This is a genomic window from Streptomyces sp. Da 82-17 (assembly GCF_046098215.1).
Lineage (GTDB): Bacteria > Actinomycetota > Actinomycetes > Streptomycetales > Streptomycetaceae > Streptomyces.
In genome coordinates this window covers 93,225-119,332 of the sequence record NZ_JBJURH010000009.1, presented here as the reverse complement: position 1 = coordinate 119,332, position 26,108 = coordinate 93,225, and the positions used below count along the sequence as shown (strand labels likewise).

Genomic DNA, 26,108 nt, shown 5'->3' with positions numbered 1-26,108 from the left:
GCCCGCGGATCTTGGAGCAGTAGTGCGGGCACTACCTTCGAACTCCCCCGTACGCCAATGCGCCGCGGGCGGCCGGGCCGGTGGACTGGGCGGCATGAAGATCCCCACTCTCTCCGCTCTCCGCACTCACCGGAGCCCCAGGGCCGCACGGGCCGTCGCCGCCCTCGCCGCCGCGCTCGGCCTCACGGCCGCCACCCTGCTCGGCGCGACGCCCGCCCCCGCCTCCGCCCCTCCCGCACGCCTGACGCCTGCGGCGGTGGACCGTTTCGTACGCGACTACGTCGAGGAGACGGGCCTGCCGGGTGCGGTGGTCGCCGTGACGCGGGGCGAGCGCGTGCTGCACACCGCCGGGTATGGGCACACCGCGTCCGGTGCGGCGATGACGGCGCGGACGCGGCTGCCGGTGGCGTCGCTGTCCAAGGCCATGACGGCGCTCGCGGTGCTGCAGCTGGCCGAGGCGGGCAAGGTCGACCTGGACCGGCCGGTGCGCCGCTACCTGCCCGAGTTCCGGATGGCCGACCCGCGCGCCGGGCGCATCACCGTACGGCAGCTCCTCACGCAGACCTCCGGGATGGCGGACTCGGCGTACCCCGATCTGACGCGGGCGCAGCCGCACTCGCTGAAGGAGGCCGTCGCCGCGATGCGCGACGCCCCGCTCGCGGCGGACCCGGGCACCAACTACCGCTACCACAACCCGAATTACTTCGTCGCGGCCCGCCTGGTGGAGGTCGTGAGCGGCCGCCCGTTCGCCGAGCAGCTGGCCGCCGAGGTGTTCCGGCCGCTGGGCATGACGCGCACGGCGTCGTACGCGGGGACGGACGAGATGCCCGGGGAGGCGCGCGGATATGTGCGGGCGTACGGGACGACGGTGGCCGTGGACCATCCGCGCTGGTTCGCCGAGGGCGGGCACGGCGTGGTCACCACCGCCGACGACCTGGCGCAGTGGCTGATCGCGCAGAGCAACGGCGGCGTCTCGGCCGAGGGGCGGCGCATCGCGTCGGCGCGGACGATCGACGTCACGCACACCCCGCCGGCCACGCCGCGGGACGGCGTGTACGCGATGGGCTGGATACGGAACACCGCCGAGGGACCGCTGCAGATCCAGCACAGCGGCCAGTTGCTCACCCACAACGCGCTGGCGACGCTGCTGCCGGAGAGCGGCACGGGCATCGCCGTCGTCACCAACACCGGCATGATCGCCGGGGACGACGCGGCGCAGATCGCGCAGGGTCTGACCGAACTCGCCCGCGGCGAGCGGCCCGAGCCCGCCGCGCCGGTGTCGATGACGGCCGACTGGGTCCTGGCCGCGCTCACCCTCCTCGCCCTCGGCCTGGGCGTGCGCGGCACGCTCCGCGCGGGACATTGGGCGCGGCGCAGGTCGGGCCGCGCCTGGTGGCGGGTGGCGCTGCGCGCCCTGCCGTACGTCCTGCCGGTGCTGCTGTTCGTCCAACTGTCCGCGCTCTTCGGCGTGTTGATGCGACGGGCGGGGACCCTGGAGCAGGTGGCGTACGCGTGGCCGGCGCTGGCGGTGTGCACGGGGGCGGCGGCGCTGGCGTCGGCGACGGTCCTGGCGGCCCGGCTGGCGGCGCTCGTCCGGCCGCGGCGGCGGGCGGGGGCGGCGAAAGTGGGCACGTGAGCGGCACACGAGCTGCGCGTGCGGACGGCGCGTGAGCGGCACGCAAGGACCGCGCGCATGAGAAAAGGCAAGGAGTCCGCTCCTTGCCACTCTCAACTTATAGCCCACCCGGGGGCTTGCGGCAAGGCCCCGGGGACGGCGCAGAATCGTCCGCCGAAGCGACCACCTGCGGAAATGGGGAACATTGCCGAACGACGTGCTGGACCTTGAGGAGATCGACGGGACGCAGACCGCGCTGGTCGGCGGCAAGGGGGCGCACCTGGGTGCGCTCGCGCGGATCGAGGGCGTCCGCGTACCGGGTGGTTTCTGTGTGACGACGGAGGCGTTCCGGCGGGCGACGGCGGACGCCCCGGGGCTCGGCTCTCTCCTCGACGAGCTCGCGCGCTCGGGCCCGGACGACCAGGCCGCGGTCGGCCGGCTGAGCGCGGAGATCCGCCGCGCGATCGAACAGGCCCCCGTTCCGGGCGAGTTGGCGGCGGAGATCACCGGCGCCCTGGCCCGGCACGGCGCGGCGGCCGCGTACGCGGTGCGGTCCAGCGCGACGGCCGAGGACCTGCCGACGGCGTCGTTCGCGGGGCAGCAGGACACGTACCTGAACGTCCTCGGGTCCGACGAGGTGCTGCGGCACGTCCGCCGCTGCTGGGCCTCGCTGTTCACGGACCGGGCGGTGACGTACCGGCAGCGGAACGGCATCGACCACCGCACGGTGCACATGGCCGTGGTCGTGCAGCGGATGGTGGTCCCGGAGGCGGCCGGCGTCCTCTTCACCGCGGACCCGGTGACCGGCAACCGCCGGGACGCCGCCGTCGACGCGGGCTTCGGCCTGGGCGAGGCGCTGGTGTCCGGCATCGTCGACCCGGACGTGTTCCGGGTGCGGGACGGCGAGGTCGTCGCCCGCACGATCGCCGCGAAGGAGCGTGCCGTACGGCCCGTGCCGGGCGGCGGGACGCGCACGGAGGCGGTCGACGCGGGGCGGCGGGAGCAGCCGGCCCTGACGGACGGGCAGGCCGTGGAGCTGGTCCGGCTCGGGCGGCGGATCGAGGCGGCGTTCGGGCGGCCGCAGGACATCGAATGGTGCCTGGCGGACGGCGAGTTCAGCATCGTGCAGAGCCGGCCGATCACCACGCTGTTCCCGGTCCCGGAGACGGGCGACGACGAGAACCACGTGTACGTGTCCGTGGGCCATCAGCAGATGATGACGGACCCGATGAAGGCCCTCGGGTACTCGATGTGGCAGCGGACCGCCATGGTGCCGATGCACGAGGCGGGCGGCCGGCTCTTCGTCGACGTCACGCAGCGCCTGGCCGCGCCCCCGAGCCGCGCCGCGCTCCTGGACGTCGTCGGCCGGGGCGACCCGCTGATCAGGGACGCCCTGGAGACGGTCCTCGAACGCGGCGACTTCGTCCCGTCCGAGCACTCCGGGCCGACCGCGCCCGCCGCCGAAGTCCCCTCCACTCCGGCCGAGGCGGACCCGGCGATCGTGGCCCGGCTGATCGCCCGCAGCGAGGAGTCGGTCGCCGCGCTGGCCCGGGACATCCGTACGAAGTCGGGTCCGGCCCTCTTCGACTTCCTCCTGGACGCCTTCGACGAGCACAAACGCGTCCTCGCCGACCCGCTGAACATGCAGGCGATCATGGCCGGGATGGAGGCCGCCTGGTGGCTCAACGACCGGCTGCAGGAGTGGCTGGGCGAGAAGAACGCCGTCGACACGCTCACCCTGTCCGCCCCCGGCAACATCACGTCGGAGATGGGCCTCGACCTGCTCGACGTCGCGGACGCCGTCCGGCCGCACCCGGAGGTCGTGGCGTTCCTGCGGGCCGTCGAGGACGAGGACCAGGAGACCGCGCGGGACTTCCTCGACCGGCTGCCGAAGTACGCGGGCGGCACGGAGGCTCGGGACGCGATCGAGGCGTATCTCGACCGGTACGGGATGCGCTGCGTCGGCGAGATCGACATCACGCGGCCCCGCTGGAGCGAACGCCCCGAGACGCTCGTGCCGGTCATCCTCGACAACGTCCGCAACTTCCGATCCGGCGCCGCCCGGCGGAGGTTCGAGGAGGGCCGGGAGCGGGCGCGGCAGAAGGAGCAGGAGGTGCTGACCCGGCTGCGGGCCCTGCCGGACGGCGCGCAGCGGGCGGCGACGACGAAGCGGATGATCGACCAGGTCCGCGCCTTCGCCGGGTACCGCGAGTACCCGAAGTACGGCATCGTCCGCCGCTCCTTCCTCTACAAGCAGGCCCTGACCGCGGAGGCCGCGCGCCTGGTGCGGGCCGGGGTGCTCGCCGACGCGGAGGACGCCTTCCATCTGACGTTCGACGAGCTGCACGCGGCCGTGCGCACGCAGCGGGTCGACGCCCGGCTGGTGGCGGAGCGCAAGGAGGCGTTCCGCTCGTACGCGTCGCTCACGCCGCCGCGGGTGCTGACGTCGGACGGCGAGGCGCTCAACGGGGCGTACCGGCGGGACGACGTCCCGGACGGGGCGCTCGTGGGCCTGCCGGTGTCGGCGGGGACGGTCGAGGGGCGGGCGCGGGTCGTCCTCGACATGGCGGACGCCGACCTGGACGCGGGCGACATCCTGGTCACGCCGTTCACGGACCCGAGCTGGTCCCCGCTGTTCGTCGCGGTGGCGGGCCTGGTCACGGAGGTCGGCGGGCTGATGACGCACGGCGCGGTGATCGCCCGCGAGTACGGCCTCCCGGCGGTCGTGGGCGTGGACGGCGCGACCCGCGAGATCCGCGACGGCGACCGCATCCGCGTGCACGGCACGGACGGGTACGTGGAGATCCTGGAGCGGTCGGCGTAGGGCCTGCCTTCGAACTCCCGTCGTACGCCGGAGGGAGGCCCCGCAGCGTCTGGTGCGGCGAACGTGCCGGCCTGTCTTCGGGGGCGGGCGGGGCCCCGAAGACAGAGACTGGGGCGCCCGTGTCCCGATCTTTGCGGTCGGGGAGCGTGCTGGGCGCCGTGGCCCTGCGGAGCTCGGGAGACGGGCCCTGCGGGCCCGCCGTCCGGTCAGCGGACTCGGCCGCGGGGCTTCAGCGGGGTCGCCGGGAGGGCGGGGGCGGGCAGCGGGTCGCCCTCGTAGCCCTTGACCTCGCCGAAGCGGTCGCCCCTCGTCCAGTCCGCGCGGGCCTGCGCGATCTCGTCGTCGGTGCGGCCGATGAAGTTCCACCACATGACGATCTCCTCGGCGAACGGCTCGCCGCCGAGGAGCATCAGGCCCGCGTCGGACTCGGCGCGCAGCGGGAGTTGGGCACGGCCGCAGCCGAGGTAGAGCATCGAGCCGGGCAGCACGGGGACGCCGTCGACGTGCGCCTCGCCGGACATGGCGAGCACCGCGTACTCGAAGTCGGGCTCCAGCGGAAGCCGGACGTCGGCCCCGGCGGTGAGGGCGAGGTCGGCGCCGACGATCGGGGTGTACGTCGTGCCCGGGGACGTCGCGCCGTCGACCGAGCCGAGGATCACCGTGGCCGTGAGTCCGGGGGCGGCGGCCCGCGGCAGGTCGGGGTGGTGCTCGAAGCTCGGGGCGACGTGCCGGTGGCTGTCGGGCAGGGCGACCCACAGCTGGGCGCCGTGCAGCAGGCGGGGGTGCGGGACCGGGGACTGCTCGGCGTGGCTGATGGCGCTGCCGGAGGTCATCAGGCCCAGCTCGCGGGGGCGGACCGTGGCGCGGCTGCCGAGGGAGTCCCTGTGCAGGACCTCGCCCTCGTGCAGCCAGCTGACGGTCTGCAGGCCCATGTGCGGGTGGGGCGGGACCTGCATGCCGGGTTCGGCGGCGATGTCGTCGGGCCCGTAGTGGTCGACGAAGCACCAGGCGCCGACCATGCGGCGCCCCAGGTTGGGGAGCAGTCGGCGGACCTCGGTGGACTCGCCGAGCCGGACCCGGCGCGGGGCGAGGAGTTCACGTACCGGCTCGGCGACGACGAATCCCCGCCCGCCGCAGACGGACAGGGCGGCCTCACGGTCCAGGTTGCTCATGGCGGACAACGTAGCGCGAGACGGGCGAGCCGGACATGGCCCGGCCGCGTCCCGTCCCCCACTCGGGCGGACTTCCCCGCAATCGCCTTCCCGGGGGCGGGGTTTGCTGCATCGGGGGCCGGGGCGTCGTCGCCGGTCAGCCGCCGAGGGCGCGCTTCTGCAGGGTCTCGAGCGGGCCGTGCCGGAAGCGGCGCAGCCACAGCGCGGCCCCGGCCGCCAGCGTCAGCGACACCGCGGCCCACAGGCCCATCACCCACCACGGCCCGGTGTCCGCGAGCCGGGCGGCGAGGCCGAGCCCGAAGCCGTACGCGACGAGTACGCAGAGCAGGTTCTGCAGCACGTACCCGGACAGGGCGCAGCGGCCGAGGGCGGTCAGGCCGGCGGTGACGGGGCCGGGGCGGCGGACGCGGTCGAAGAGGACGCCGATCAGGCCGATGTAGCCGAGCGCGACGACCGGGGCGGCGATGTACCGGCTGACCAGGAAGAAGTCCTCGCCCGCGAGGGACACGGCCGCGTTGAGCGGCAGCCCCACGGCGAGACCCCAGCGGGCCGTCCGGCCGCGCAGGGCCCGGCCGCGGGCGTCCGGTGCGAACGCGCCCGCGCGGTGGAGGCGTACGCCGAGCAGGAACAGGAACACCAACAGGCCGAAGGACAGCACCGGTTCGATGCGCAGGGCGGCCATGTGGTCGAGGCGGAACAGGACTTGGTCGAGCCAGGAGCCGTCCGCGTAGAGGGCGATCGCCTCGTCCAAGCCGTCGCTGCCGCTCTTCTCCGACGGGGCCGGGGCGGCGGCGAGTACGAGGGTGAGGAGGGTGATCACCGTGACGTGGAGGCCTGCGGCGACCCCCATCGCCGCACGCCGGAAGCGGTCGCTTCGCTTCAGCATCCGGGCGACGAGGAACGCCGTGACCGCGTACCCCATGAGCACGTCCCAGGCGAAGATCAGCACGAAGTGCAGCAGGCCCTCGGCGAACAGGAACAGGGCGCGCCGGTGGTAACGGCCGGGCCACTTCAGGCCTTTGCGCAGCGCCGAGTCGTACTGGATGGCCAGGCCGACACCGAAGAGAACCGTCAGGAGGGACAGGAACTTGCCGTCGGCCAGGAAGCGGAAGACGCCTTCCGCCGCGTCGGCCGGGGACGGGTCGTCGAGCAGCGTGCCGAGCCCGGCCCCGGCGGCGCCGTTGAGGAAGCCGACCTCGGCGCCGGGCCCGGTGAAGATCCAGACGTTGGTCATGAGCGTGCCGACGATGGCGACGCCGCGCAGGACGTCCAGGAGCGGGACGCGGGCGGAGGCGGAGGCAGACGCGCGAGGCGGCGCCGTCGCCGCGGCCGGTTCGACGGGCGCCGGTTCGACGGGCGCCGGTTCGGTGTGCGGCGGTTCGGATCGTGCGTACGGCGGCATCGGCGTCTCCTCGGCGGCTGGGTGCTCCCATCGTGTCGGCGGCGGGCGCCGAGGGCGTCGTGAGCAGTGAGGAGAACGAGGACCGGCGCGGTACATCCTTCGGTGTAGCGGCGGCTGTCCCGGAGGCGGAGGCCCGCGTGCGGGCACGGGGCATCCGCAGAGCTGCCCGCCAACTCCCCTCGTACTGCGGGGAGTTGGCGGGCGGCGCGGTGAACTGGGGGGCGGGGCGCGGGTCTACGGTTGCGCGAACTGCGGCATGTCGCCGCCGGTGGTCGCCTGGTCGATGACGGCGAACGCAGCGCCCTGCGGGTCGGCGACCGCGGCGAAGCGGCCGAAGGGCATCGTCATCGGCCCGAAGAACACCTGCCCGCCGAGGCGCCGCACGGTGGCCACGGCGTCGTCGCAGTCCGCCACGCCGAAGTACACGCTGATGTACGGCGGTACGTCCGCCGGCACCTCGTCGCCCATCTTGAAGCGGCCCATGACGGGCTCGCCGCCGATGTCCCAGAGGTGGAAGTCGACCGCGTCGTCGACGACCCGTTTCACGCCGAAGCCGAAGACCGCAGGGAAGAAGGCGTCCGACTCCGCGGTGTCACGGGTGTTGACCTCGGCCCAGCAGTACGAGCCGGGCTCGCCCTGCTTCTCGAAGCCCTGGTGGCTGCCCGCCTGCCACACGCTGAAGTGGACGCCGCCCGGGTCCTGGGCGCTGACCATCGTGCCGAAGTCGCCCACGTCCATGGGCTGCATCAGCAGCTTGCCGCCGTTGGCGGTGATCTTCTCGGCGGTGGCGGCGACGTCCGAGGACGCGAAGTAGAAGTTCCAGGCGGCGGGCTGCCCGGACATCTCGGGCAGCTGCGGTACGACGGCGGCGACGGCCCTGCCGTTCGAGTACGCCTGCGTGTAGCCGCCGAACTCCGGCGAGCCCTCGTCGTAGGTCCAGCCGAGCAGCTCGCCGTAGAACTCCTTGGCGGCGCCGATGTCGGGGAACATGGCGTCCGCCCAGCAGGGAGCGCCGTCCGCGCATGCGGTCATGGTGGTCCAGCCCTTTCCCGCCCCCGGCCGTGCGTGTGTACGAGTGTCACTGTCACGGTAGGCGCGCGGGCGTGGGGCCGCACGGCGGGCCCGCGCGGGTGGGGCGGGGGGGGATGTTCGGGCGTCGGGTCGCCTCAGGTGGCGGGCCCGCTCTGCGTGTGCAGGCGGCGGTGCAGTTCCTTGACCTCGTCGACCAGCTCGGGGACGGGGCCCTCGACCGGCACGCCCGGCGCGACCTCGTTGATCGGCAGGGCCGCCACGGGGCCGGGCGCCACGCCGAACTCGTCCAGCCACGCGCCGAGTTGGGCGGACGAGGCGACGTACACGATCCGGCCGAGGCCGACCCAGGCGTGCGCGGCGGAGCACATCGGGCAGTGCTCGCCGGACGTGTACACGGTCGCGGCGGCGCGCTCCTGCGGGCTCAGGTGGGCGGCGGCCCAGCGGGCGAGGGCGAACTCGGGGTGCTGCGTGTGGTCGCCGCCGGCGACGCGGTTGCGGTCCTCGGCGAGCACCTCGCCCTCGGCGCTCACGAGCACGGACCCGAACGGCTCGTCCCCCGCGTCGAGCCCCTCGGCGGCCAACTCCACGCAACGACGCAGGTGGGGCAGGTCGGCGGCTTCCATCAGGTGGTCCTTTCCGTCGCGGCCCCGCCCGGGCGGGCGGGGCCGGTGGGATCGTACGCCGCCGCCCGCGCGGTCAGCCCTGCACGGCCGCCGGGTCCATCCACACGACCTCCCAGGTGTGGCCGTCCAGGTCGTCGAAGGCGCGGCCGTACATGAAGCCGTGGTCCTGGGTCTCGCCGCTGATCCGGCCGCCCGCCGCGACGGCCTTCTCGACCAGCTCGTCGACCTTCTCGCGGCTCTCGGCGCTGAGGGCGAGCAGCACCTCGCTGGACTGCGTGGAGTCGACGATCTGCTTCTTCGTGAACTGGGCGTACTTCTCCGGGGTGTGGAACATCACGACGATCGTGTCGCTCAGCGGGATCGACGCGGTGGTGTCGTCGCTGAACTGCGCGTTGATCTCGTAGCCCAGCTCGGTGAAGAACTTCTTGGCGGCGGCGAGGTCGGACGTGGCCAGGTTCACGAAGATCATCTGCTGGTACATGGCTCGGGTCTCCCAGTCGGTGTGGCGGCGCGGTGCTTCAGCCGGTTCTGCTTCTGCTGAACCTGTTCTGGTTCGGCCTGTTCTGGACGGTAGACCGGTGCGTCGGCCGAAACTCATCGCTGTACGCCCATCGGGTTGCCGCCTCACATCGACCGCAGCTGCGGCACCTCGCCCTCCAGGGCCGCCGCGGGGCGCGGCAGGCTCGGTTCGGACGGGCCCGGGTCGTCGGCCAGGAGGACGCCTGCCTGCTCGGGGTCGAAGTCGCCCGGCCAGCGGGTGAGTCGGCTCGCCACGGCGCCGTCGAGGCGTGCGCCCGTCAGGTCGGCGTCGCCGAGGTCGGTGCCGCGGAGGTCGGCCAGGCGCAGGTCGGCGCGGGCGAACGCGGCGCCCCGGCAGCGGGCCTTGCGGAGGTTGGCCTCGCGCAGGTCGGCGTCGGTGAGGTCGGCCCCGGCGAGGTCGGCGCGGATCAGCTGGGCGCCGCGCAGGTCGGCCTCGACGCAGCGGGTGCCGTGCAGGACCGCCGTGCCGAGCTGGGCGTGTCGCAGCGTGGCGCCGATGAACGAGGCCCGGGTCAGGTTGGCCCGGTAGAGGCTCCCGGCCTCCAGGCAGGCGCCGTCGAAGTTGACGTGGTGCAGCCACAGGCCGTCGCAGTCGGCGCGGCGCAGGTCGGTGAGGCTGACGTTGAGCCAGTCGGGCCTGCGGTGTTCGCACAGCACGCCGAGGCCGGTGAGCGCGACCTGCGCGTCCGGGACGCGGGTCTCCAGCGGGGCGACGGCGTTGACGGACACGTCGGCCGCGGGCGCATCGCCGTGCGGGGGCCACGGCAGATGCGTGCGCAGGTACGCGGCCTTGATCGACACGATCGCCTCCCGGTCCCGCTCCGAGTGCTCGGCCGTGCGCCACAGCGCGTACAGCCCGCCGATCCGCACGTCCGTGTTCTCGCTGCCGAGCTGGTCGACGGCGCGGCTGAACCGGTCGGTGACCTGGCCTTCCCGGGTCGCGTTCAGGCCCTCCTGGTTGACCCGCAGCTGCCGCCAGGTCGCGTACGCGCCGAACAGCACGACGGCGCCGCCGACCGCCTGCACCAGCGTCGTCCGTACGTTGTTCACCGCCGCGAGCCGCTGCGCGGCCGACACCTGCGCCCCGCCGAGGTCCCGGTCGACGACCAGGCCCGGCAGCACGACGATCACCACCGCAAGCACGGCGAGCGCCCCGGCGACGGCGGCGACCGCCAGGAGCCGGGACCGCGTACGGCGGCTGCTGCTCGAACTCCCCGCACTGCCAAGGCCGTTGGCCGACTCGCCGGTTCCCCCTGTGTTCATACGGGCCATGATCGCAGCACGGGCCGCGCCCTCGACTCAGCGGCCGGGCTCCTCGCTCGTACCGCCGAACTCCCGCTCGTCGTAGGCCTCGCGGGCGCGGTGGACGGCCGGGAGGTGGGCGTCGGCCCAGGCGAGCAGCGCCTCCACGGGCGGTCGCAGGGTCTTGCCGAGGGGCGTGATCCGGTACCTGACCGCGACGGGGCGGCTGGGGACGACCTCACGCTCGACCACGCCGTTGCGCTCCAGACGGCGCAGTGTGGCGGTGAGGGACTTCTGCGTGACCTGCGGGACGGCGCGGCGCAACTCGTTGAAACGGCAGGGGCGTTCGCACAGTTCGCCGAGGACGCTCAGCGACCACTTGTCGAGGACCTGGTCGAGCAGTTCACGGTGCGTCGGGGTGGTCCGGAGTTCGGGCTCGGGCTCGGAGCCCTGCGGGGGCTCGGGGGCGGGCGCGGGCTGCGGCGCGGGCTCAGGGGTGGGGGCGGCGGTATCCATGGCGAAACCTGGTCTCGTTGAAGTGTCCTTCCGGCACTAAGTAGCTTACGGATACCGGGAGTTCGCGACGCGGAGAGCCGTCGCAGTGAGGAGAAGACCGTGGCCGTTCAGCACTTCACGCCGCCGGGGCTGCTGCAGCCCGCCCCGTACCACCACGTGGCCGTCGGCACCGGCACGAAGCACGTGCACGTCAGCGGGCAGGTGGCGCGCCTGGCCGACGGCACCCCGGTCGCACCCGGCGACCTCGCCGGGCAGGTCGCGCAGGCGCTGCGGAACGCGGCCGTGGGACTCGCGGGCGCGGGGGCGTCGTTCGCGGACGTGCTGCGGCTGACGTTCTACGTGACGCGGTGGAGCCCGGAGCAGATCGGCGACTTCATGGCGGGTGTGGAGGCCGTCGCCGACGAGATCGGGTTGCCGCTCCCGATGCCTCCGGCCTCGCTGATCGGGGTGGAGTACCTCTTCGAGCCGGACGTACTCGTGGAGGTGGAGGCGACGGCGCTGCTGGACGAGACGGACCCGGATGCGGCAGTGCGGCGCCCCCGAGCCTGAACTCCGGGGCGCCGCACGCCGGTTGACGCCTACTGCTCCAGGGCCGCGACGCCAGCCCGGGCGAACTTCTCGTCGAGGTCGCCGGACGGGGCGCCCGCGACACCGATGCCCGCGATCGGGGCGTTCTTCGCGGTCACCGGGGCGCCACCGCCCAGGAACAGGGTGCCCGGGATGTCCTTCAGGTTCGGGGCCTGCTCCAGACGCTTGGCCAGCTCGGAGGTCGGGGCGTTCCAGGACACGGCGGTGTACGCCTTCTTCTCGGCCGACTCGTACGACTGCGGGCCCGCGCCGTCACCGCGCAGCGTCACGATCGTGTTGCCGTTGCGGTCGACCACCGCGACGGTCACCCGCTGGTTCTCCTTCTCCGCGGCGTCGAGCGCGGCCTGCGCGGCCTTCGTGGCGGCGTCGATCGTCAGATGCGTCGACTGCGTCGTGTTCGACGCCGCGGCCTCCGTCACGGCCGCGGCCGGCGCGGCGTCGGTCTCGGTCGCGTTGGCGGAGAGCACCCCGGCGGTCCCCGCGGCGACGGCGGCGGCGACGCCCGCGCCGATCAGGATCCGCGTACGGTGGGGCTTCTTCGCGTGCTTCAACGGGGTCTCCTCAAGGTGTCCGGGCAGGAAGGACGCGGGAGCCCCCGGCTGGGCGGCGTTCCCGCTCTGCCTCAGTCTCGGCAGCCCGCACGGCCGCGCCGTCGCCAACTCGGGTCCGTTCCGCCAGCCGTTCGGGGGTCCGCGGATCAACCGATCGGTCGATGCGCCGACGCCCACCCGCGCGGTGCGCAGCCTCGTACCGCCGTTAGTCTTCGCCGACACACGCACGCCGGGAGGGCATCACGCATGGCTGAGGAACCCGCCGAGGAACCCACCCAGGGACCCGCCGAGGAACCCGCTCAGGAACCTGTCGACCTGTTGCGGCTGGAGGGGGACGGCAGTTGCGTCGCCCTGCGGATCAGCGGAGCGACCGGGGGCGAGGGGCGGGGCGGGGGCCGGGCGCGGGCTCTTGTCGGAGAGTTCGTGGTCGAGACCGGGTTCGTCCGGGGGCGGCTCGCGACCTGGGTCTTCGCCACGGACCTGCAGACATGGCAGGAGGCCCTCGACGCGCTCGACGCCGGACACGACGTCGCCTGGCGGGAAGGACAGCGGGCCCCCGAACTCCGCATCGAGCGCGGCGAAGAGAGTGTCGGTGACGCGGGCAGGTGTCGGGTCTCCGTCCGGGACCCGGCCATGTCCCTGACGACGGTCACCGTCACCGTCCCCCTGCCGGACGCCTGGTTCGACGACGCGTACCGCCGGCTCGAACTCGTCCGCGAGACCTGGCCGTTGGACCAACCCGGAGCACACGCGGACCGCACCTGAGCAGCTCCGGACCACGCCTGGGCTCACCAGGACCGAGCAAGCCCGGGCACACCCATGCGCCTTGAGCGGTCGACGCCCTGGGAACCTACGCCCTCCCCCGCTACCCTCCGCGCATGATTCCGACCGTCGTGTGGGGCACCGGGAACATCGGGCGGGCCGTGATCCGTGCCGTCGTCGCGCACCCCCTGCTCGACCTCGTCGGGGTGCTCGTGCATGCCCCTGCGAAGGCCGGCCGGGACCGAATCCTTGATGGTCAGCCGGCCGCCGGCCGGCGCCAACGAGCCGGTGCGCGCGGGGCAGGCCGGCGCCCGTGTCCTCGCCGTCGGCGAAGGGCACGGCGTGGAGGTGGTCGGCCCCGCAGCGGTCGGCTCGGTGGCGGTCGGCAGCGTGGCGGGTCAGTTCTCTTCGTCGAAGCTCGCGAAGTAGGCCGCCGCCATGTCCTCCTCCCCGTGCCCCTGGTCCGCGGCGCGGTCGAAGCGGGCGGCCGCCGCCGCGGCGAGGTCGAGGCGTACGCCGTTCTCCTCGCCCGCCCGGACGATCAGGTGGGCGTCCTTCGCGGCGGTGGTGACGGCGAACTGGGCCGGGGTGAGCCGGTCTTCGAGGATCATCGCGGACTTGGAGCGCAGGTAGCCCATGTCCAGGGGTCCGCCGTCGATGGCGTCGAAGAAGTTCTGCGGGTCGACGTCGAGCGCCCGCGCCAGCGCCAGGACCTCGCCCACCGCGCCGGTGGCCGCGAGGACCCAGCTGTTGGCGACCAGCTTCAGGCGCGTCGCCGAACCGGCCGCGCCGTCCTCGCCGGTCCACACCGTGCGGGCGCCGACCGCGTCGAAGACCGGCGTCACCGCGCCGCGGTGCTCGGTCGGACCGGCCGCGAGGACGAGGAGCTGTCCGGCCTCGGCGGGCTGGCGGGTGCCGAGGACGGGGGCGTCGTAGAACGGCAGTCCGTGCTCGCGGGCGAAGGCGGCCAGGTCGGCGACGCCCTCGACGCCCGCGGTGGTCGACTGCACCCACGGCGTCCCGGGGCGCAGCGCGGGCGCGGCCTGCCGGATCACGTCGAGCGTCGCCGGACCGTCGTACAGCATGGTCAGCACCACGTCGGCGCCCTCGACTGCCTCGGCGGGGGTGTCGGCGACGCCGATGCCGTCGGCGGTGAGCGGCTCGGCCTTGGCGCGGCTGCGGTTCCAGGCGCGGACGGTGTGTCCGGCGCGGGCGAGGTTGCGGGCCATCGCGGCACCCATGATGCCGGTGCCCAGTACGGTCACGTTGATCTTGTCGGTCATGCCGACGAGTCTCCCCGGCGCGGAATCCGGATGCTCGGCGGGGTCGCTCAGTCGGCGGGGGCTCCGGTCGCGCGGCGCTGTCGGGAGCCGCCGGTCCGGCCGGTTCTGCCCTGCGCGGCGCGGAAGTCCGGGCTCTGCGTGGACAGTTCGCCGATCAGCTCGCGCAGCGCGCGGTGTCGGGGCGGCCGCCCTGGCCCTCCTCCTCCACCACCGCCGCACCACAGCCAGCCGCCTGAGCGGGAACGCGCGGAGGCGGCACCGGTTCCCTCCGGTGCCGCCTCTTCTGCGTACGCATCCGCAGGTCCCGCAGGACACGAGCCCTGCGTACGGCCAACAAGTTCCGCAGGACACGAGCCCTGCGTACGGGCCCGTGGGTCAGGAGCCCGACATCGGGCGGCCGAACACGGGGTCCTGGCCGGAGCGGGTGATGCCCACGGTCGGGCCGGTGAAGCTCACCGCGCCGGACGTGGTGACGCCGGAGGCGGAGCCGCGCAGGACCCACACCGCGCCGTCGTCGCTGTTCTCGCCGGACGCGCCCACGGCCAGGTCGGCGCGGCCGTCCCTGTTGTGGTCGGCGAGGTGGACGGCCCGGCCGAACAGGTCGGACGACTCGCCTGCGCCCGGCACGCCCGTGGTGCCCTGGTGGAAGGACTGGGCGCCGGTGGCCGTCACTCCGGACGAACCTCCGTACAGCACCCAGACGTTGCCGGTGTGCGAGGCGGAGCCGACGCTCTCGAAGAAGGCGCCGACCGCGAGGTCCGGGTAGTCGTCGCCGTCGACGTCGCCCGCGGCGAGGGTGCCGCCGAAGAGGTCGTCGTGTTCGTCCGCGCCGGGCACGCCCGCGGTGGCCTGGCTGAACACCTCGCTCCGGGAGGCGTCGAGGCCGGCCGCTCCGCCGGGGAAGACGGTGACGTAGCCGCCGTCCGCCGGCGTCGGGTCGAGGACGGCCGGGGAGTCGGTGCCGACGACCAGGTCGTCGTGCCCGTCGAGGTCGAAGTCGGCCGCGGCCAGGGCGCTCGCGTAGCCCTCGCCGACCTCGGCCTGGAAGGTCGGCCCGGTCGGGCCGCCCCGGTAGACGACGTTGCCGGTGGAGGACCCCACCGCCACGTCGTCCGTGCCGTCGCCGTCGAAGTCGCCCGCGGCCAGCCCGACGGCGCCCCTCGGGTAGGCGCCCGCCTCGATCTGCGCGTCGAAGCGGAGCTTCCCGGCCGCGCCGCCCGACTTGGTGAAGCCGCCCTTGAAGATCCACACGTCCTTGCCGGTGGAGCCGACGGCCAGGTCCGTCCGCCCGTCGCCGGTGAAGTCGCCGACGGCGAGGGACTGGCCGAACCGGTCGTGGCCCGAGCCGTTCGGGTCGCTGAGCGTCGTACCGCCCGACAGGCCGGACGAGCTGCCCCACAGGACCGTGACCGCACCGCCGTCCGCGTCCCCGTCGACGTCCTCCAGCGGCGTGCCCACGACGAGGTCGCCGTAGCCGTCGCCGTTCAGGTCGCCGTGCGCGAGTTCGGTGCCGAACCGGTCCTCCGTCTCCGACGCCCCCGGCACTCCCGAGGAACTCTGCGACGTGATCTTCTTGCGCGCGGCGCTGATCCCGCCGGACGAGCCGTAGTTGACGACCACGGCGCCGGCCTTCGCCTTGCTGTTCGCGACGGCGCCCGTGGCTCCGGTCGCCAGGTCGCGGTAGCCGTCGCCGTTGAAGTCGTCGGCGAGGCCGGAGGGTGCTGCGCTCGCGTCACCGGGCAGAGCGACGAACAGGCCGCCGCCCAGAGCCGCGGCGACGACCACGGCTCCGAGGACGGCGAGGCGACGGGAGCGTTTGTGGCGGGACATGACGTCCTTTCCGTGGGACAGAGGAGAAGGGGGGGTGCGGAGGAGACCTCTGAGACCACGGAAAGGTTGTACAAGGTTGTACGGGGCCACAGGCCACGCCGTACGGGCGGGCGCGGGCTCAGCCCATGTGCGGATAGTCGATGCCGACGGGTGCGTCCCAGGTCTCCTTGATGGCCCGCGGACTGGTCCAGCGCTGGATGTTCATCAGGGACCCGGCCTTGTCGTTGGTGCCGGAGGCCCGGCTGCCGCCGAAGGGCTGGCGGGACACGATCGAGCCGGTGGGCTTGTCGTTGACGTAGAAGTTCCCGGCCGCGCCGCGCAGTTTGCGGTGCGCGAGGTCGATCGCGGTGCGGTCCGTGGCGAAGACGGCGCCGGTCAGGGCGTACGGGCTGGAGGAGTCGACCACGTCGAGGATCTCGGCGTACTTGGCGTCCTCGTAGACGTGCACGGCGATGATCGGGCCGAAGTACTCGGTGGTGAACACCTCGTCGGCCGGGTCGTCGCAGACCAGGACGGTCGGGTCGACGAAGTACCCGGTCGAGTCGTCGCAGCCGCCGCCGGCCAGGACCTCGATGGAGCCGGTGCGGGCCGCGCGGTCCAGGGCCGCCTTGTGCTTGGCGAAGGCGCGGGCGTCGATGACGGCACCGCCGAAGAACGAGAAGTCGCTGACGTCGCCGTACCGGACGGTGCGGGTCAGGTCGGCCAGCTCGTCCCGCAGGCCGCCCTCCCAGAGCGAACGCGGCACGTACGCGCGGGACGCCGCCGAACACTTCTGGCCCTGGTACTCGAAGGCGCCGCGGGCGAACGCGGTGGCCAGCGGGGCCGGGTGGGCGGAGGGGTGCACGACGATGAAGTCCTTGCCGCCGGTCTCGCCGACGATGCGCGGATAGCTGCGGTACCGGTCCAGGTTGTCGCCGATGGTGCGCCACAGCTTCTTGAACGTGCCGGTGGAGCCGGTGAAGTGCAGTCCGGCGAAGCCCGGGTCGGCGAGGGCCACTTCGCTGACGGCGCGGCCGTCGCCGGTGACGAGGTTGATCACGCCGTCGGGCAGCCCGGCCGCCTCCAGGAGCCGCATCGTGAAGTGCGCGGCGAGCTGCTGCGAAGGCGTCGGCTTCCACACCACCGTGTTGCCCATGAGGGCGGGGGCGGTGGGCAGGTTGCCGGCGATGGCGGTGAAGTTGAACGGGGTGATCGCGGTGACGAAGCCGTCCAGGGGGCGGTAGTCCATCCGGTTCCACTCGCCGGGGACCGAGCGCGGCTGCTCGGCGATGATCCGGCGGGCGTAGTGCACGTTGAACCGCAGGAAGTCGATGAGTTCGCAGGCCGCGTCGATCTCGGCCTGCTGCACCGACTTGGACTGGCCCAGGATCGTCGCGGCGTTGATGGTGTCCCGCCACGGGCCGGAGAGCAGCTCGGCGGCGCGGAGCAGGATCGCGGCCCGGTCGTCGAAGGACAGGGCGGCCCAGTCGGGGGCGGCGTCCTTGGCCGCCTGCACGGCGTCCGCCACGTCCTGGGAGGTGGCCTGCGCGGCGGTGCCTAGGACGTGCCGGTGGTCGTGCGGCTGCACGACGTCGAACGGCTCGCCGTCGCCGCGCCGTTGCACGCCGCCGATGGTCTGGGTGAGGTCGACGCGCTCGGACTTCAGCTGCGCGATCCGCTCCTGCAGCGACTCCCGCTCCGCCGAGCCGGGTGCGTAGGCCTTGACGGGTTCGTTGTGGGGCTCCGGTACCGAGGTGATGGCATCCATGGGGCTCCTCCTTGGGACGGTCGTCCGGCAGCCGACAGTCCAAGGATGCCCCGGGAGGCGGTGGCGTGTAGGGCCCCGGGCGGGCCGACATCCGCCGTGCGGTGAGCAGTTCAGCCGCGCAGCACGTAATGAAAAGGTCAAGGTTCCGTCTCGTACGACGAACATCGGAATAGTCGCCCGAGGAAACAGGTTCGAGGTGCACGTAACCGGCTCAGCCTTCCGCATCCGCCCGCGACCGCCCCCGGAGGCCCCGCTTCATGTCCCGCCCGACGACCTCGTCCCGCCGCACCGGCGGTGTCGTCCCCGTCCTCGCCTTCACCGGCATCGTCGTCGCCGTCATGCAGACCCTGCTGGTCCCGGTCATCAAGGACCTGCCGGAGCTCCTCGACACCGCGCCCGCCGACGCCACCTGGGTGCTGACGGCCACCCTTCTCGCCGGTGCCGTCGCCACCCCGATCATGGGGCGGCTCGGCGACCTCGCGGGCAAGCGCCGGATGCTGCTCGCCAGCCTCGCGATCATGGTCGTCGGCTCGCTGATCTGCGGGTTCACGGACCAGCTGCTCGTGATGATCGCCGGGCGGGCCCTGCAGGGCTTCGCGATGGGCGCGATCCCGCTCGGCATCGGCCTGATGCGGGACATGCTGCCGCCGGAGAAGCTCGGCTCCGCGATGGCCCTGATGTCGTCCTCGATCGGCGTCGGCGGCGGTCTGGCGCTGCCGCTGGCCGCGCTCGTCGCCCAGCACGCCGACTGGCACACCCTGTTCTTCGGCGCGGCCGGCCTCGGCGTCCTCGCGATCGGCCTGACCCTGGCCGTCGTCCCGGAGAGCCCGCTGCGCGCCCCCGGGCGGTTCGACCTCGCGGGCGCCCTCGGCCTCTCGCTCGGCCTGGTCCTGCTGCTCCTGCCGATCACCAAGGGCAGCGACTGGGGCTGGGGCTCGGGCACCACCCTCGGCCTGTTCGCGGCGGCCGTCGTCGTGCTCGTCGGCTGGGGCGCGATGGAGCTGCGCCGCACGGCCCCGCTGGTCGACCTGCGCACCAGCGCACGCCGCGAGGTGCTGCTCACCAATCTCGCCTCGATCATGGTCGGCGTCGCGTTCTACGCGATCTCCCTGGTCCTGCCCCAGCTGCTGCAGCTGCCGACGGCCACCGGGTACGGGCTCGGCCAGTCCATGGTCGTCGCGGGCCTGTGCGTGGCGCCGCTCGGCCTGACCATGATGTTCACCGCCCCCGTGTACGCCCGCCTGTCGGCCCGCTTCGGCCCGAAGGTCACGCTGATCCTCGGCATGCTGATCATCGCCGTCGGCTACGGGGCGGGGCTCGGCCTGATGAACGCGGCCTGGCAGACCGTCGTCGTCTCGGTGGTGATCGGCGCCGGCATCGGCCTCGCCTACTCCTCGCTCCCGGCGCTGATCATCGGCGCGGTCGACCCGTCCGAGACGGGCGCGGCCAACGGGCTCAACACCCTGATGCGCTCCATCGGTACGTCGGTGTCCTCGGCCGTGATCGGCATGGTCCTGGCGAACACCGCGGACCACGTCGGCGGCGTCGCGATCCCCACGATGCACGGCTTCCGGATCTCGTTCCTGATCGCGACCGGCGCGGTCGCCGTCGGCGTGCTGCTCGCCGTGTTCCTGCCGGGCCGCCGCACCGAACGGCTGCAGCTGCGCGCCAGCAGCGAGGAGGACGCCGCCCTGGCCCGCGCCGAGGAGGCGCTCGCCGCGTTCCGCGGCCGGGTGCTGGACCGGAGCGGCGCCCCGCTGCCGCACGCCAAGGTCACCCTGGTCGACAGCCGCGGCCGCCAGGCGGGCGCGGCCCTCACCGGCCCCGACGGCGCCTACACGCTCACGGTCCCGGCCGGCGGCTCGTACATCCTCGCCGCGACGGCCCCGGGCCACGCGCCGCGCGCCACGTCGGCCCTGCACGACGGCGAACAGCGGCCCGTCGCCGTCGACTTGGCGCTGGAGGGCGCTGCGGGGGCGGCTGCTCGTACGTCCTAGAGTGAGGGCGGTCCTGAAACAGCAAGGAAATGGGGAACCAGTGGTCGACATGGCAGCCGCGGCGCGCAAGGTCTTCGACCGGTACGACGTCGACGGGGACGGGCAGCTGACGGCCGAGGAGTACCGGCAGGTCGTCGCGGAGCTCGGCGAGCCCGGCGTCACCGTCGAGGCCGCGCAGGAGCTGATCGACGCCATCGACACCGACGGTGACCGGAAGGTCTCGTTCGACGAGTTCCGGGCCTCGATGGGTCTCTGACCCCACACCACCGCCGGTGCCCCCGGAACGCACGTTCCGGGGGCACCGGCGTAGGGGTGGGCGGGGCCTAGCTCCGGTACGTCTCGAGGAGCCGGAGCCACACCTCGCTGATCGTCGGGTACGCCGGGACCGCGTGCCAGAGGCGTTCCAGCGGGACCTCGCCCGCGACCGCGATCGTCGCCGCCTGCAACATCTCGCCCGCGCCGGGGCCGACGAAGGTGACACCGAGCAGGATCTCGCGGTCGAGGTCGACGACCATGCGGGCGCGGCCCGTGTAGCCGTCGGCGTACAGGCCGGCGCCGGCGACCGAGGCCATGTCGTAGTCGACGGCACGCACCCGGTACCCCATCGCCTCGGCCTCGGCGGCGGAGAGGCCGACGGCGGCGACCTCCGGGTCGGTGAAGACGACCTGCGGTACGGCAGCGTGGTCGGCGGTGGCCGCGTGGGCGCCCCAGCGGTCGGTCTCCAGGATCGGCGTGCCGGCCGCGCGGGCGGCGATCGCGGCGCCGGCGATCCGGGCCTGGTACTTGCCCTGGTGCGTGAGGAGCGCCCGGTGGTTGACGTCGCCGACGCCGTACAGCCAGCTGCTGCCCTCGACCCGGCAGCTGTCGTCGACGCTCAGCCAGCCGCCGTCCTCCAGGCCGACCGTCTCCAGGCCGATGCCCGCGGTGCGCGGGGCACGGCCGGTGGCGAAGAGAACCTCGTCGGCCTCGGCCTTGAAGCCGTCGTCCAGGGTGAGGGTGACGGTCGCGCCGTCGCGGGTCACCGACGTGACGGAGACGCCGGTGCGGACCTCGGCGCCCGCCTCGCGCAGCGCGTCCGCGACCAGCTCGCCCGCGAACGGCTCCATACGGGGCAGCAGGCCCTCGCCGCGTACGAGCATCGTGACCTGGGAGCCGAGGCCCTGCCAGGCCGTGGCCATCTCGGTGCCGACGACGCCGCCGCCGACCACCGCGAGCCGCGGCGGCACCGCCCGCGAGCTGGTCGCCTCCCGGCTGGTCCAGGCGCGGGCGCCGGGCAGCCCCGGCAGGTCGGGCAGGACGGCCCGGCTGCCGGTGCAGACGACGACCGCGTGCCGGGCCTTCAGGGTGTGGTGCTCGCCCTCGGACGAGACGACCTTGACCTGCTTCGGGCCGTCGAGCCGCCCCTCGCCCCGGTAGAGGCGCACGCCGATGGAGTCGAGCCAGGCCACCTGGCCGTCGTCCTTCCAGTCGCTCGCGTACGTGTCCCGGTGGGCCAGGACCGCGTTCGCGTCGAGGGGGCCCTGCACGGCCTGGCGCAGGCCCGGCACGCGGCGGGAGTCCGCGCGCGCGATGACGGGGCGCAGCAGTGCCTTGCTCGGCATGCACGCCCAATAGGAGCATTCGCCGCCGACGAGTTCGCTCTCCACGATCGCGGTGCTGAGGCCCGCCGCCCGGGTGCGGTCGGCGACGTTCTCGCCGACCGGGCCCGCGCCCAGGACGACGACGTCGTACTCGGTGGCTGCTGTTGCGTGTGGCTGTCCCATGGACGCCAGTCTTCCCGTATGTGTGCGAGCGGGCCACAGGGGCAGGGGCATCGGTGTCCCGCGTTCCGGGGGCCCTCCGGGCCAGGAATAGGGAGCTGACCCGCACCGTTGTGCGGGCAGTACGACGCATCCGACCGCGAAGAGGTAGGTCAACTTGAGCACCCGGGAACTCACCAAGGAGAACTTCGACGAGATCGTGACGGAGAACGATTTCGTCCTCATCGACTTCTGGGCGTCCTGGTGCGGTCCTTGCCGCCAGTTCGGCCCGGTCTACGAGGGTGCGTCCGAGCGTCACCCGGACCTCGTCTTCGGCAAGGTCGACACCGAGGCGCAGCCGGAGCTGGCGCAGGCCTTCGGCATCCAGTCGATCCCGACCCTCGCGATCATCCGCGACAAGGTCGCGATCTTCGCCCAGCCCGGCGCGCTGCCCGAGGAGGCCCTGGAGGACGTGATCGGCCAGGCCAGGAACCTCGACATGGACGAGGTGCGCAAGCAGATCGCCCAGGAGCAGGCCCAGCAGGGTCAGGCGCAGCCGGGCGGCGCGCCCGAGGCCTGAAGCGCCCCGCCGAGCGAAGCTCCCCCCGCATGCCGGGTCCGGATCGTCCGGGCCCGGCATGCGTGCGTACGGGGCCGGGCGCGCTCAGAACGGGTACGTCGCCGCGTCCCCCCGGACCGTCGTCCAGCGCAGCTCCGTGAACGCCTCCAGGTTGGCCTCGCCGCCGAACCGCGCGCCCGTGCCGGAGGCCGCGATGCCGCCGAAGGGGGCGACGGCCTCGTCGTTGACCGTCTGGTCGTTGATGTGCGCGATGCCGGTGGGGATGCGGTCGGCGAGGGCCAGGCCGCGCGCGGTGTCGCGGGTGACGATGCCGAGGGAGAGTCCGTACGGGCTCGCCGCGGCGAGGGCGGCGGCCTCGTCCTCGTCGCGGAAGGCGCGGACGGGCGCGACGGGCCCGAAGACCTCCTCGCGGTACGCGGGGGTGTCGTCGTCGACGTCGGCGAGGACCGTCGGCCGGTAGCAGAGGCCGACGTGGCTGCCGCCCGCGGCGAGCCGGGCGCCGCTCGCCGTGGACGACTCGACGAGGCCGTGCACCTTGGCGAGCTGCCCCTGGTCGATGAGCGGGCCGAGGTGCACGGGGTCGCGGTGCGGGTCGCCGACCGCGAGGGTGTCGGCCTTGGCTGCGAGGCGCTCCACGTACTCGTCGTAGAGCGAGGCGTGCACGAGGTGGCGGCCGGTCGTCATGCAGATCTGGCCCTGGTGGAAGAACGAGCCCCAGGCGGCCGTGGAGATCACCGCGTCGAGGTCGGCGTCCGCGAGGACGAGGAGGGCCGAGTTGCCGCCCAACTCCAGGTGCGCGCGCTTGAGATGGCGGCCCGCGGCCTCGCCGACGGCACGCCCCGCGGCGGTCGAGCCGGTGAACGAGATGACGGGGACGCGCGGGTCGGCGACGAGGGCCTGGCCGGTCGCGGCGCCGCCGGGCAGCACGTGCAGCAGCCCCTCGGGCAGTCCGGCCTCGGCGAACACCGCGCCGAGCGCGAGGCCGCCGCAGACCGCGGTGCGCGGGTCGGGCTTGAGGAGCACGGCGTTGCCGAGGGCCAGGGCGGGGGCGACGGAGCGGATGGAGAGGATCAGCGGGGCGTTGAACGGGGCGATGACGCCGGTCACGCCGACCGGAACGCGCCGCGTGTACGACAGGCGCGGGGCCTCGCTGGGCAGCACCTGACCGGTGGGCCGGGAGGCGAGCGCGGCGGCCTCGTAGCACTCCTGGGCGGCGACGTGCAGCTCGAAGTCGGCCTTGCCGGGGACCGATCCGGACTCGCGGACGAGCCAGGCGCGCAGCTCGTCGGCGTGCGCGGCGAACAGGTCGCCGGCCCGGCGCAGCACGGCCGCGCGCTCGAAGTGCGGTATCGCCGCCCAGGCGCGCTGCGCCGCCTCGGCCGCCTCGGCGGCGGCCGTGACGTCGTCGCCGTCGGCGAGGCCGACCGTGCCGAGCTCCTCACCCGTCGCCGGTTCCGTGACGGTGTGCTCACCGCCGTGCAGCGTGTACGGCTGCCAGGTCTTCGGGTCGAGGAGGGGCATGCCGGGGTCTCCGTTTCGACGGGTACGGGGTACCAGGTACGGGGTAATGGGCGTACCAGGGCGGGCGGTTGCGGGGCAACGGGTACGCCGTAGATAGTTCAGCGCGCAACATCCTAGCGACGGGGTACGGGGGCGGGGCGGCCCCCCGAACGCCACGATTCGGCCGCCCAACTCCGGCGGGGGCAGGGCTGGTCACCGGCCCCGGGCCAGGGCGGGTTGCTCCGCGCGGGACTCACCCCAGGCCGGGACGCGAGCGAGCCACCCGAGACGTTTTCGCGGGGCACACGCCCAGGCCCGGACGGAAGCGGAGCGACCACGGGACCTCCTCATGGGGCGGATCCAACTCACGTACGGAGAGAGCTGGTTGCCGCCCCAGACCAGGCGGCGGGAGCGGGATCACTCAGGAACCTCCTCGCGGGGACCCGCCGGGCCCGGACGACAGCGGGGCCGCCCGGGCCCGGCTCGCGAGGCGGACTCCCGCACGGAGAGAGCTGGTTGTCGTCCGAGGCCAAGGCAGGAGCGGGGCCACCTGCCCCCTAGCGGGGCACGCACCCCTGGCCCGGACGGAAGCGGAGCCACCCTGGGGCCTGCTCGTGGGGCGCGACCAACCCCCGTAGAGAAAGGGCTAGTTGTCATCCCGGGGTCAATGCGCGGGCGGAGCCGACCAGAACCTCTTCGGAGCCCCCCCGGCCCAGGCGGAAGCGAAGCCGCCCGGCACCCCCTCGCGGGACAGCCCAACGCCTGCGCGGGAAGGCCCAGTCACACCCCCGCCCGGCGCGGAAGCGGACCCCCCTGAGCCTCCTCGCGGGGCGAGACCAACTCCCACACGGAAAGAGCTGGTTGCCATCCGAGGCCAAGGCGGGAGCGGGGCCACCCGCCCCCTCGCGGGGCACGCACCCTGGCCCGGACGGAAACGGAGCCACCCCGGGCCTGCCAGTAAGGCGAGACCAACCCCCGTAGAGAAAGGGCCAGTTGTCGCCCCGGGGCCAAGACGCGAGCGGAGCAGACCAGGACCTCTTCGGGGCGCGCACCCAGGCCCAGGCGGAAGCGGAGCCGCCCGGGACGCCCTCGCAGGGCAGCCCACCGCCTGCTCGTGGGGTCCAAGTCACCGAACCAGGCCCGGGGAGGAAGCGGAGCCGCCCGCTGCCTCCTCGGGGCGCGCACCCAGGCCCGGGCGGGAGCTGAGCTGCCCAAGGCCTCCTCGCGGGGCGGGCCCAGCCCCGTACGGGAAGTAGCGGTTGCCGTTCCGGGCCCCGGGTGGGAGCTGAGTCGTCCTGTGGCCTTTCGCTGGGGCGCGCCCCAACTCCTGCACAAGCGACCGCAGTCAGCGTTCCAGGACCAGTGCGATGCCCTGGCCGACGCCGATGCACAGGGCTGCGAGGCCCGTGCCCGAGCCGGCTGCGGCGAGTTGGTGGGCCACCGAGCCGGCGAGGCGGGCGCCGGACGCGCCGAGCGGGTGGCCGAGGGCGATGGCGCCGCCGCGCGGGTTGACCTTCTCCGGGTCGAGCTCCGGCCACTCGGCGAGGCAGCCGAGGGCCTGCGCGGCGAAGGCCTCGTTCAGCTCGAAGGTGGTGAGGTCGGCGAAGCCGCGGCCCGCCTTGTCGAGGGCCCGCCGCACCGCCTCGACCGGGCCGAGGCCGAAGAGCTGCGGTTCGATGCCGGTGACGGCGGACGCGCCGATCCTGGCGAGGGGTTCGCGGCCGGTGGCGCGCAGCCCCTCCTCGTCGACCAGGAGCAGCGCGGCCGCGCCGTCGTTGAGCGGCGAGGCGTTGCCCGCCGTGACGGTGCCGCCGTCCTTGCGGAAGGACGGCTTCAGCTTGGCGAGGGCCTCCAGGGAGGTGCTGTCGCGGATGCATTCGTCACGGGTCAGGTCCACGCCCTCGTACGGCACGACCTCGGCGTCGTACGCGCCCGCGGCCCACGCCTCGGCGGCCTTGCGGTGGCTGGCGAGAGCGAACGCGTCCTGCTCCTCGCGGCCCACCTTGTGCTTGTCGGCGACGAGTTCGGCGCCCTCGCCGAGCGCGACGGTCCACTCGGCGGGCATCCGCGGGTTGGTCATGCGCCAGCCGAGGGTGGTCGACCACATCTGCTGGTGGCCCGCGGGGAAGGCCCGTTCGGGCTTCTGCAGCACCCACGGGGCGCGGGACATGGACTCGACGCCGCCCGCGATCGCCACGGAGGCGTCGCCGAGCGCGATCGCGCGGGCCGCCTGCACGACGGCCTCCAGACCGGAGCCGCAGAGCCGGTTGACGGTCACACCCGGCACGCTCACCGGGAGCCCGGCGAGCAGCACGGCCATACGGGCCACGTCCCGGTTGTCCTCGCCCGCGCCGTTGGCGTCGCCGAACACCACGTCGTCGATGCGCGCCGGGTCGAGGTCCGGGGTGCGGTCGACGAGGGCCCGCACGACGTGCGCGGCCAGGTCGTCCGGGCGCACGGAGGCGAGGGCGCCGCCGAACTTTCCGATGGGGGTGCGGACGGCGTCGACGACGTACACGTCGCGCACTGCGGGCCTGCTCATCCCTGCTCCTTGGGTTCGTGCGT

22 protein-coding genes and 1 pseudogene are annotated in these 26,108 nt (G+C 73.8%); 9 read left to right on the top strand and 14 right to left on the bottom strand.

Annotation, left to right across the window (positions count from 1 at the left end; translation table 11 throughout):
• Positions 1 to 94: 94 nt before the first annotated feature.
• Both ACIDOF_RS17645 and rph read left to right on the top strand, forming a co-directional pair.
• Entirely contained in the window at positions 95 to 1,636 is a 1,542-nt protein-coding gene (locus tag ACIDOF_RS17645) for a serine hydrolase domain-containing protein (protein ID WP_409006844.1), read from the top strand.
• A gap of 196 nt (positions 1,637 to 1,832) precedes the next feature.
• Positions 1,833 to 4,439 carry a rifamycin-inactivating phosphotransferase gene (rph, locus tag ACIDOF_RS17640; protein WP_409006843.1) on the top strand — a complete coding sequence of 869 codons (2,607 nt, stop codon included), beginning with the start codon at positions 1,833 to 1,835 and terminating at the stop codon, positions 4,437 to 4,439.
• Between the two features lie 206 nt (positions 4,440 to 4,645).
• On the opposite strand, the gene ACIDOF_RS17635 is transcribed toward rph, so the two are convergent.
• From ACIDOF_RS17635 to ACIDOF_RS17605, 7 genes are all read right to left on the bottom strand, one after another.
• A complete protein-coding gene (locus ACIDOF_RS17635) occupies positions 4,646 to 5,611 on the bottom strand; it encodes a pirin family protein (protein WP_409006842.1) in 966 nt (321 codons plus the stop codon).
• A 136-nt stretch (positions 5,612 to 5,747) separates the two neighbouring features.
• The gene (locus ACIDOF_RS17630; protein ID WP_409006841.1) at positions 5,748 to 7,013 is read right to left on the bottom strand and encodes a DUF418 domain-containing protein; all 1,266 of its coding nucleotides are present in this window, start codon (positions 7,011 to 7,013) and stop codon (positions 5,748 to 5,750) included.
• A 234-nt stretch (positions 7,014 to 7,247) separates the two neighbouring features.
• A complete protein-coding gene (locus ACIDOF_RS17625; RefSeq protein WP_409006840.1) occupies positions 7,248 to 8,045 on the bottom strand; it encodes a VOC family protein in 798 nt (265 codons plus the stop codon).
• 134 nt (positions 8,046 to 8,179) lie between these two features.
• Positions 8,180 to 8,668 carry a nucleoside deaminase gene (locus ACIDOF_RS17620; protein ID WP_409006839.1) on the bottom strand — a complete coding sequence of 163 codons (489 nt, stop codon included), beginning with the start codon at positions 8,666 to 8,668 and terminating at the stop codon, positions 8,180 to 8,182.
• A 73-nt stretch (positions 8,669 to 8,741) separates the two neighbouring features.
• Positions 8,742 to 9,149, bottom strand: a complete 408-nt coding sequence (locus ACIDOF_RS17615) for a VOC family protein (RefSeq protein WP_409006838.1) — start codon at positions 9,147 to 9,149, stop codon at positions 8,742 to 8,744.
• Positions 9,150 to 9,292: 143 nt separating this feature from the next.
• On the bottom strand, positions 9,293 to 10,471 hold the full coding sequence (locus ACIDOF_RS17610) for a pentapeptide repeat-containing protein (protein ID WP_409006837.1): 1,179 nt from the start codon (positions 10,469 to 10,471) through the stop codon (positions 9,293 to 9,295).
• A gap of 36 nt (positions 10,472 to 10,507) precedes the next feature.
• Positions 10,508 to 10,966, bottom strand: coding sequence for a winged helix-turn-helix transcriptional regulator (locus ACIDOF_RS17605; protein WP_409006836.1), 459 nt, complete (start codon positions 10,964 to 10,966; stop codon positions 10,508 to 10,510).
• Between the two features lie 99 nt (positions 10,967 to 11,065).
• Here ACIDOF_RS17605 and ACIDOF_RS17600 point away from each other — a divergent pair, with 99 nt between their 5' ends.
• Positions 11,066 to 11,515 carry a RidA family protein gene (locus ACIDOF_RS17600; protein WP_409006835.1) on the top strand — a complete coding sequence of 150 codons (450 nt, stop codon included), beginning with the start codon at positions 11,066 to 11,068 and terminating at the stop codon, positions 11,513 to 11,515.
• Between the two features lie 29 nt (positions 11,516 to 11,544).
• Here the strand turns inward: ACIDOF_RS17600 and ACIDOF_RS17595 are convergent, their stop codons facing one another.
• Positions 11,545 to 12,105: a GlcG/HbpS family heme-binding protein gene (locus tag ACIDOF_RS17595; RefSeq protein ID WP_409006834.1), complete on the bottom strand. Its 561-nt coding sequence runs from the start codon at positions 12,103 to 12,105 to the stop codon at positions 11,545 to 11,547.
• A 246-nt stretch (positions 12,106 to 12,351) separates the two neighbouring features.
• On the opposite strand from ACIDOF_RS17595, the gene ACIDOF_RS17590 reads away from it, so the two are divergent.
• The 3 genes and pseudogenes from ACIDOF_RS17590 to ACIDOF_RS17580 all read left to right on the top strand — a co-directional run bounded on the left by ACIDOF_RS17590 (position 12,352) and on the right by ACIDOF_RS17580 (position 13,296).
• A complete protein-coding gene (locus ACIDOF_RS17590; RefSeq protein WP_409006833.1) occupies positions 12,352 to 12,870 on the top strand; it encodes a DUF5959 family protein in 519 nt (172 codons plus the stop codon).
• A gap of 113 nt (positions 12,871 to 12,983) precedes the next feature.
• Positions 12,984 to 13,109 (top strand): annotated as a pseudogene (locus ACIDOF_RS17585) (dihydrodipicolinate reductase); the annotation flags it as partial.
• A gap of 10 nt (positions 13,110 to 13,119) precedes the next feature.
• Complete coding sequence (locus ACIDOF_RS17580; protein WP_409006832.1) at positions 13,120 to 13,296, top strand: hypothetical protein; 177 nt, start codon at positions 13,120 to 13,122, stop codon at positions 13,294 to 13,296.
• Here ACIDOF_RS17580 and ACIDOF_RS17575 read toward each other — a convergent pair.
• The 3 genes from ACIDOF_RS17575 to pruA form a co-directional block, all read right to left on the bottom strand.
• The gene (locus ACIDOF_RS17575; protein ID WP_409006831.1) at positions 13,266 to 14,150 is read right to left on the bottom strand and encodes an NAD(P)-dependent oxidoreductase; all 885 of its coding nucleotides are present in this window, start codon (positions 14,148 to 14,150) and stop codon (positions 13,266 to 13,268) included. The two genes, ACIDOF_RS17580 and ACIDOF_RS17575, sit on opposite strands and share 31 nt — an antisense overlap.
• A gap of 375 nt (positions 14,151 to 14,525) precedes the next feature.
• Positions 14,526 to 15,980 (bottom strand): FG-GAP-like repeat-containing protein, encoded by a 1,455-nt coding sequence (locus tag ACIDOF_RS17570; RefSeq protein ID WP_409006830.1) that lies wholly within the window; start codon positions 15,978 to 15,980, stop codon positions 14,526 to 14,528.
• A 118-nt stretch (positions 15,981 to 16,098) separates the two neighbouring features.
• A complete protein-coding gene (gene pruA, locus ACIDOF_RS17565) occupies positions 16,099 to 17,727 on the bottom strand; it encodes an L-glutamate gamma-semialdehyde dehydrogenase (RefSeq protein WP_409006829.1) in 1,629 nt (542 codons plus the stop codon).
• Between the two features lie 257 nt (positions 17,728 to 17,984).
• On the opposite strand from pruA, the gene ACIDOF_RS17560 reads away from it, so the two are divergent.
• Together ACIDOF_RS17560 and ACIDOF_RS17555 are read left to right on the top strand one after the other, a co-directional pair.
• On the top strand, positions 17,985 to 19,724 hold the full coding sequence (locus ACIDOF_RS17560; protein ID WP_409006828.1) for an MFS transporter: 1,740 nt from the start codon (positions 17,985 to 17,987) through the stop codon (positions 19,722 to 19,724).
• 49 nt (positions 19,725 to 19,773) lie between these two features.
• Positions 19,774 to 19,980 (top strand): EF-hand domain-containing protein, encoded by a 207-nt coding sequence (locus tag ACIDOF_RS17555; protein ID WP_409007060.1) that lies wholly within the window; start codon positions 19,774 to 19,776, stop codon positions 19,978 to 19,980.
• Between the two features lie 67 nt (positions 19,981 to 20,047).
• On the opposite strand, the gene ACIDOF_RS17550 is transcribed toward ACIDOF_RS17555, so the two are convergent.
• Positions 20,048 to 21,487, bottom strand: coding sequence for a dihydrolipoyl dehydrogenase family protein (locus ACIDOF_RS17550; protein ID WP_409006827.1), 1,440 nt, complete (start codon positions 21,485 to 21,487; stop codon positions 20,048 to 20,050).
• 154 nt (positions 21,488 to 21,641) lie between these two features.
• Between ACIDOF_RS17550 and ACIDOF_RS17545 the strand changes: the two genes are divergently transcribed.
• Positions 21,642 to 22,043: a thioredoxin family protein gene (locus ACIDOF_RS17545; protein WP_409006826.1), complete on the top strand. Its 402-nt coding sequence runs from the start codon at positions 21,642 to 21,644 to the stop codon at positions 22,041 to 22,043.
• A gap of 84 nt (positions 22,044 to 22,127) precedes the next feature.
• Here the strand turns inward: ACIDOF_RS17545 and ACIDOF_RS17540 are convergent, their stop codons facing one another.
• Together ACIDOF_RS17540 and ACIDOF_RS17535 are read right to left on the bottom strand one after the other, a co-directional pair.
• Positions 22,128 to 23,564 carry a benzaldehyde dehydrogenase gene (locus ACIDOF_RS17540; protein ID WP_409006825.1) on the bottom strand — a complete coding sequence of 479 codons (1,437 nt, stop codon included), beginning with the start codon at positions 23,562 to 23,564 and terminating at the stop codon, positions 22,128 to 22,130.
• 1,324 nt (positions 23,565 to 24,888) lie between these two features.
• Positions 24,889 to 26,085 (bottom strand): thiolase family protein, encoded by a 1,197-nt coding sequence (locus tag ACIDOF_RS17535; protein ID WP_409006824.1) that lies wholly within the window; start codon positions 26,083 to 26,085, stop codon positions 24,889 to 24,891.
• Positions 26,086 to 26,108 lie beyond the last annotated feature (23 nt).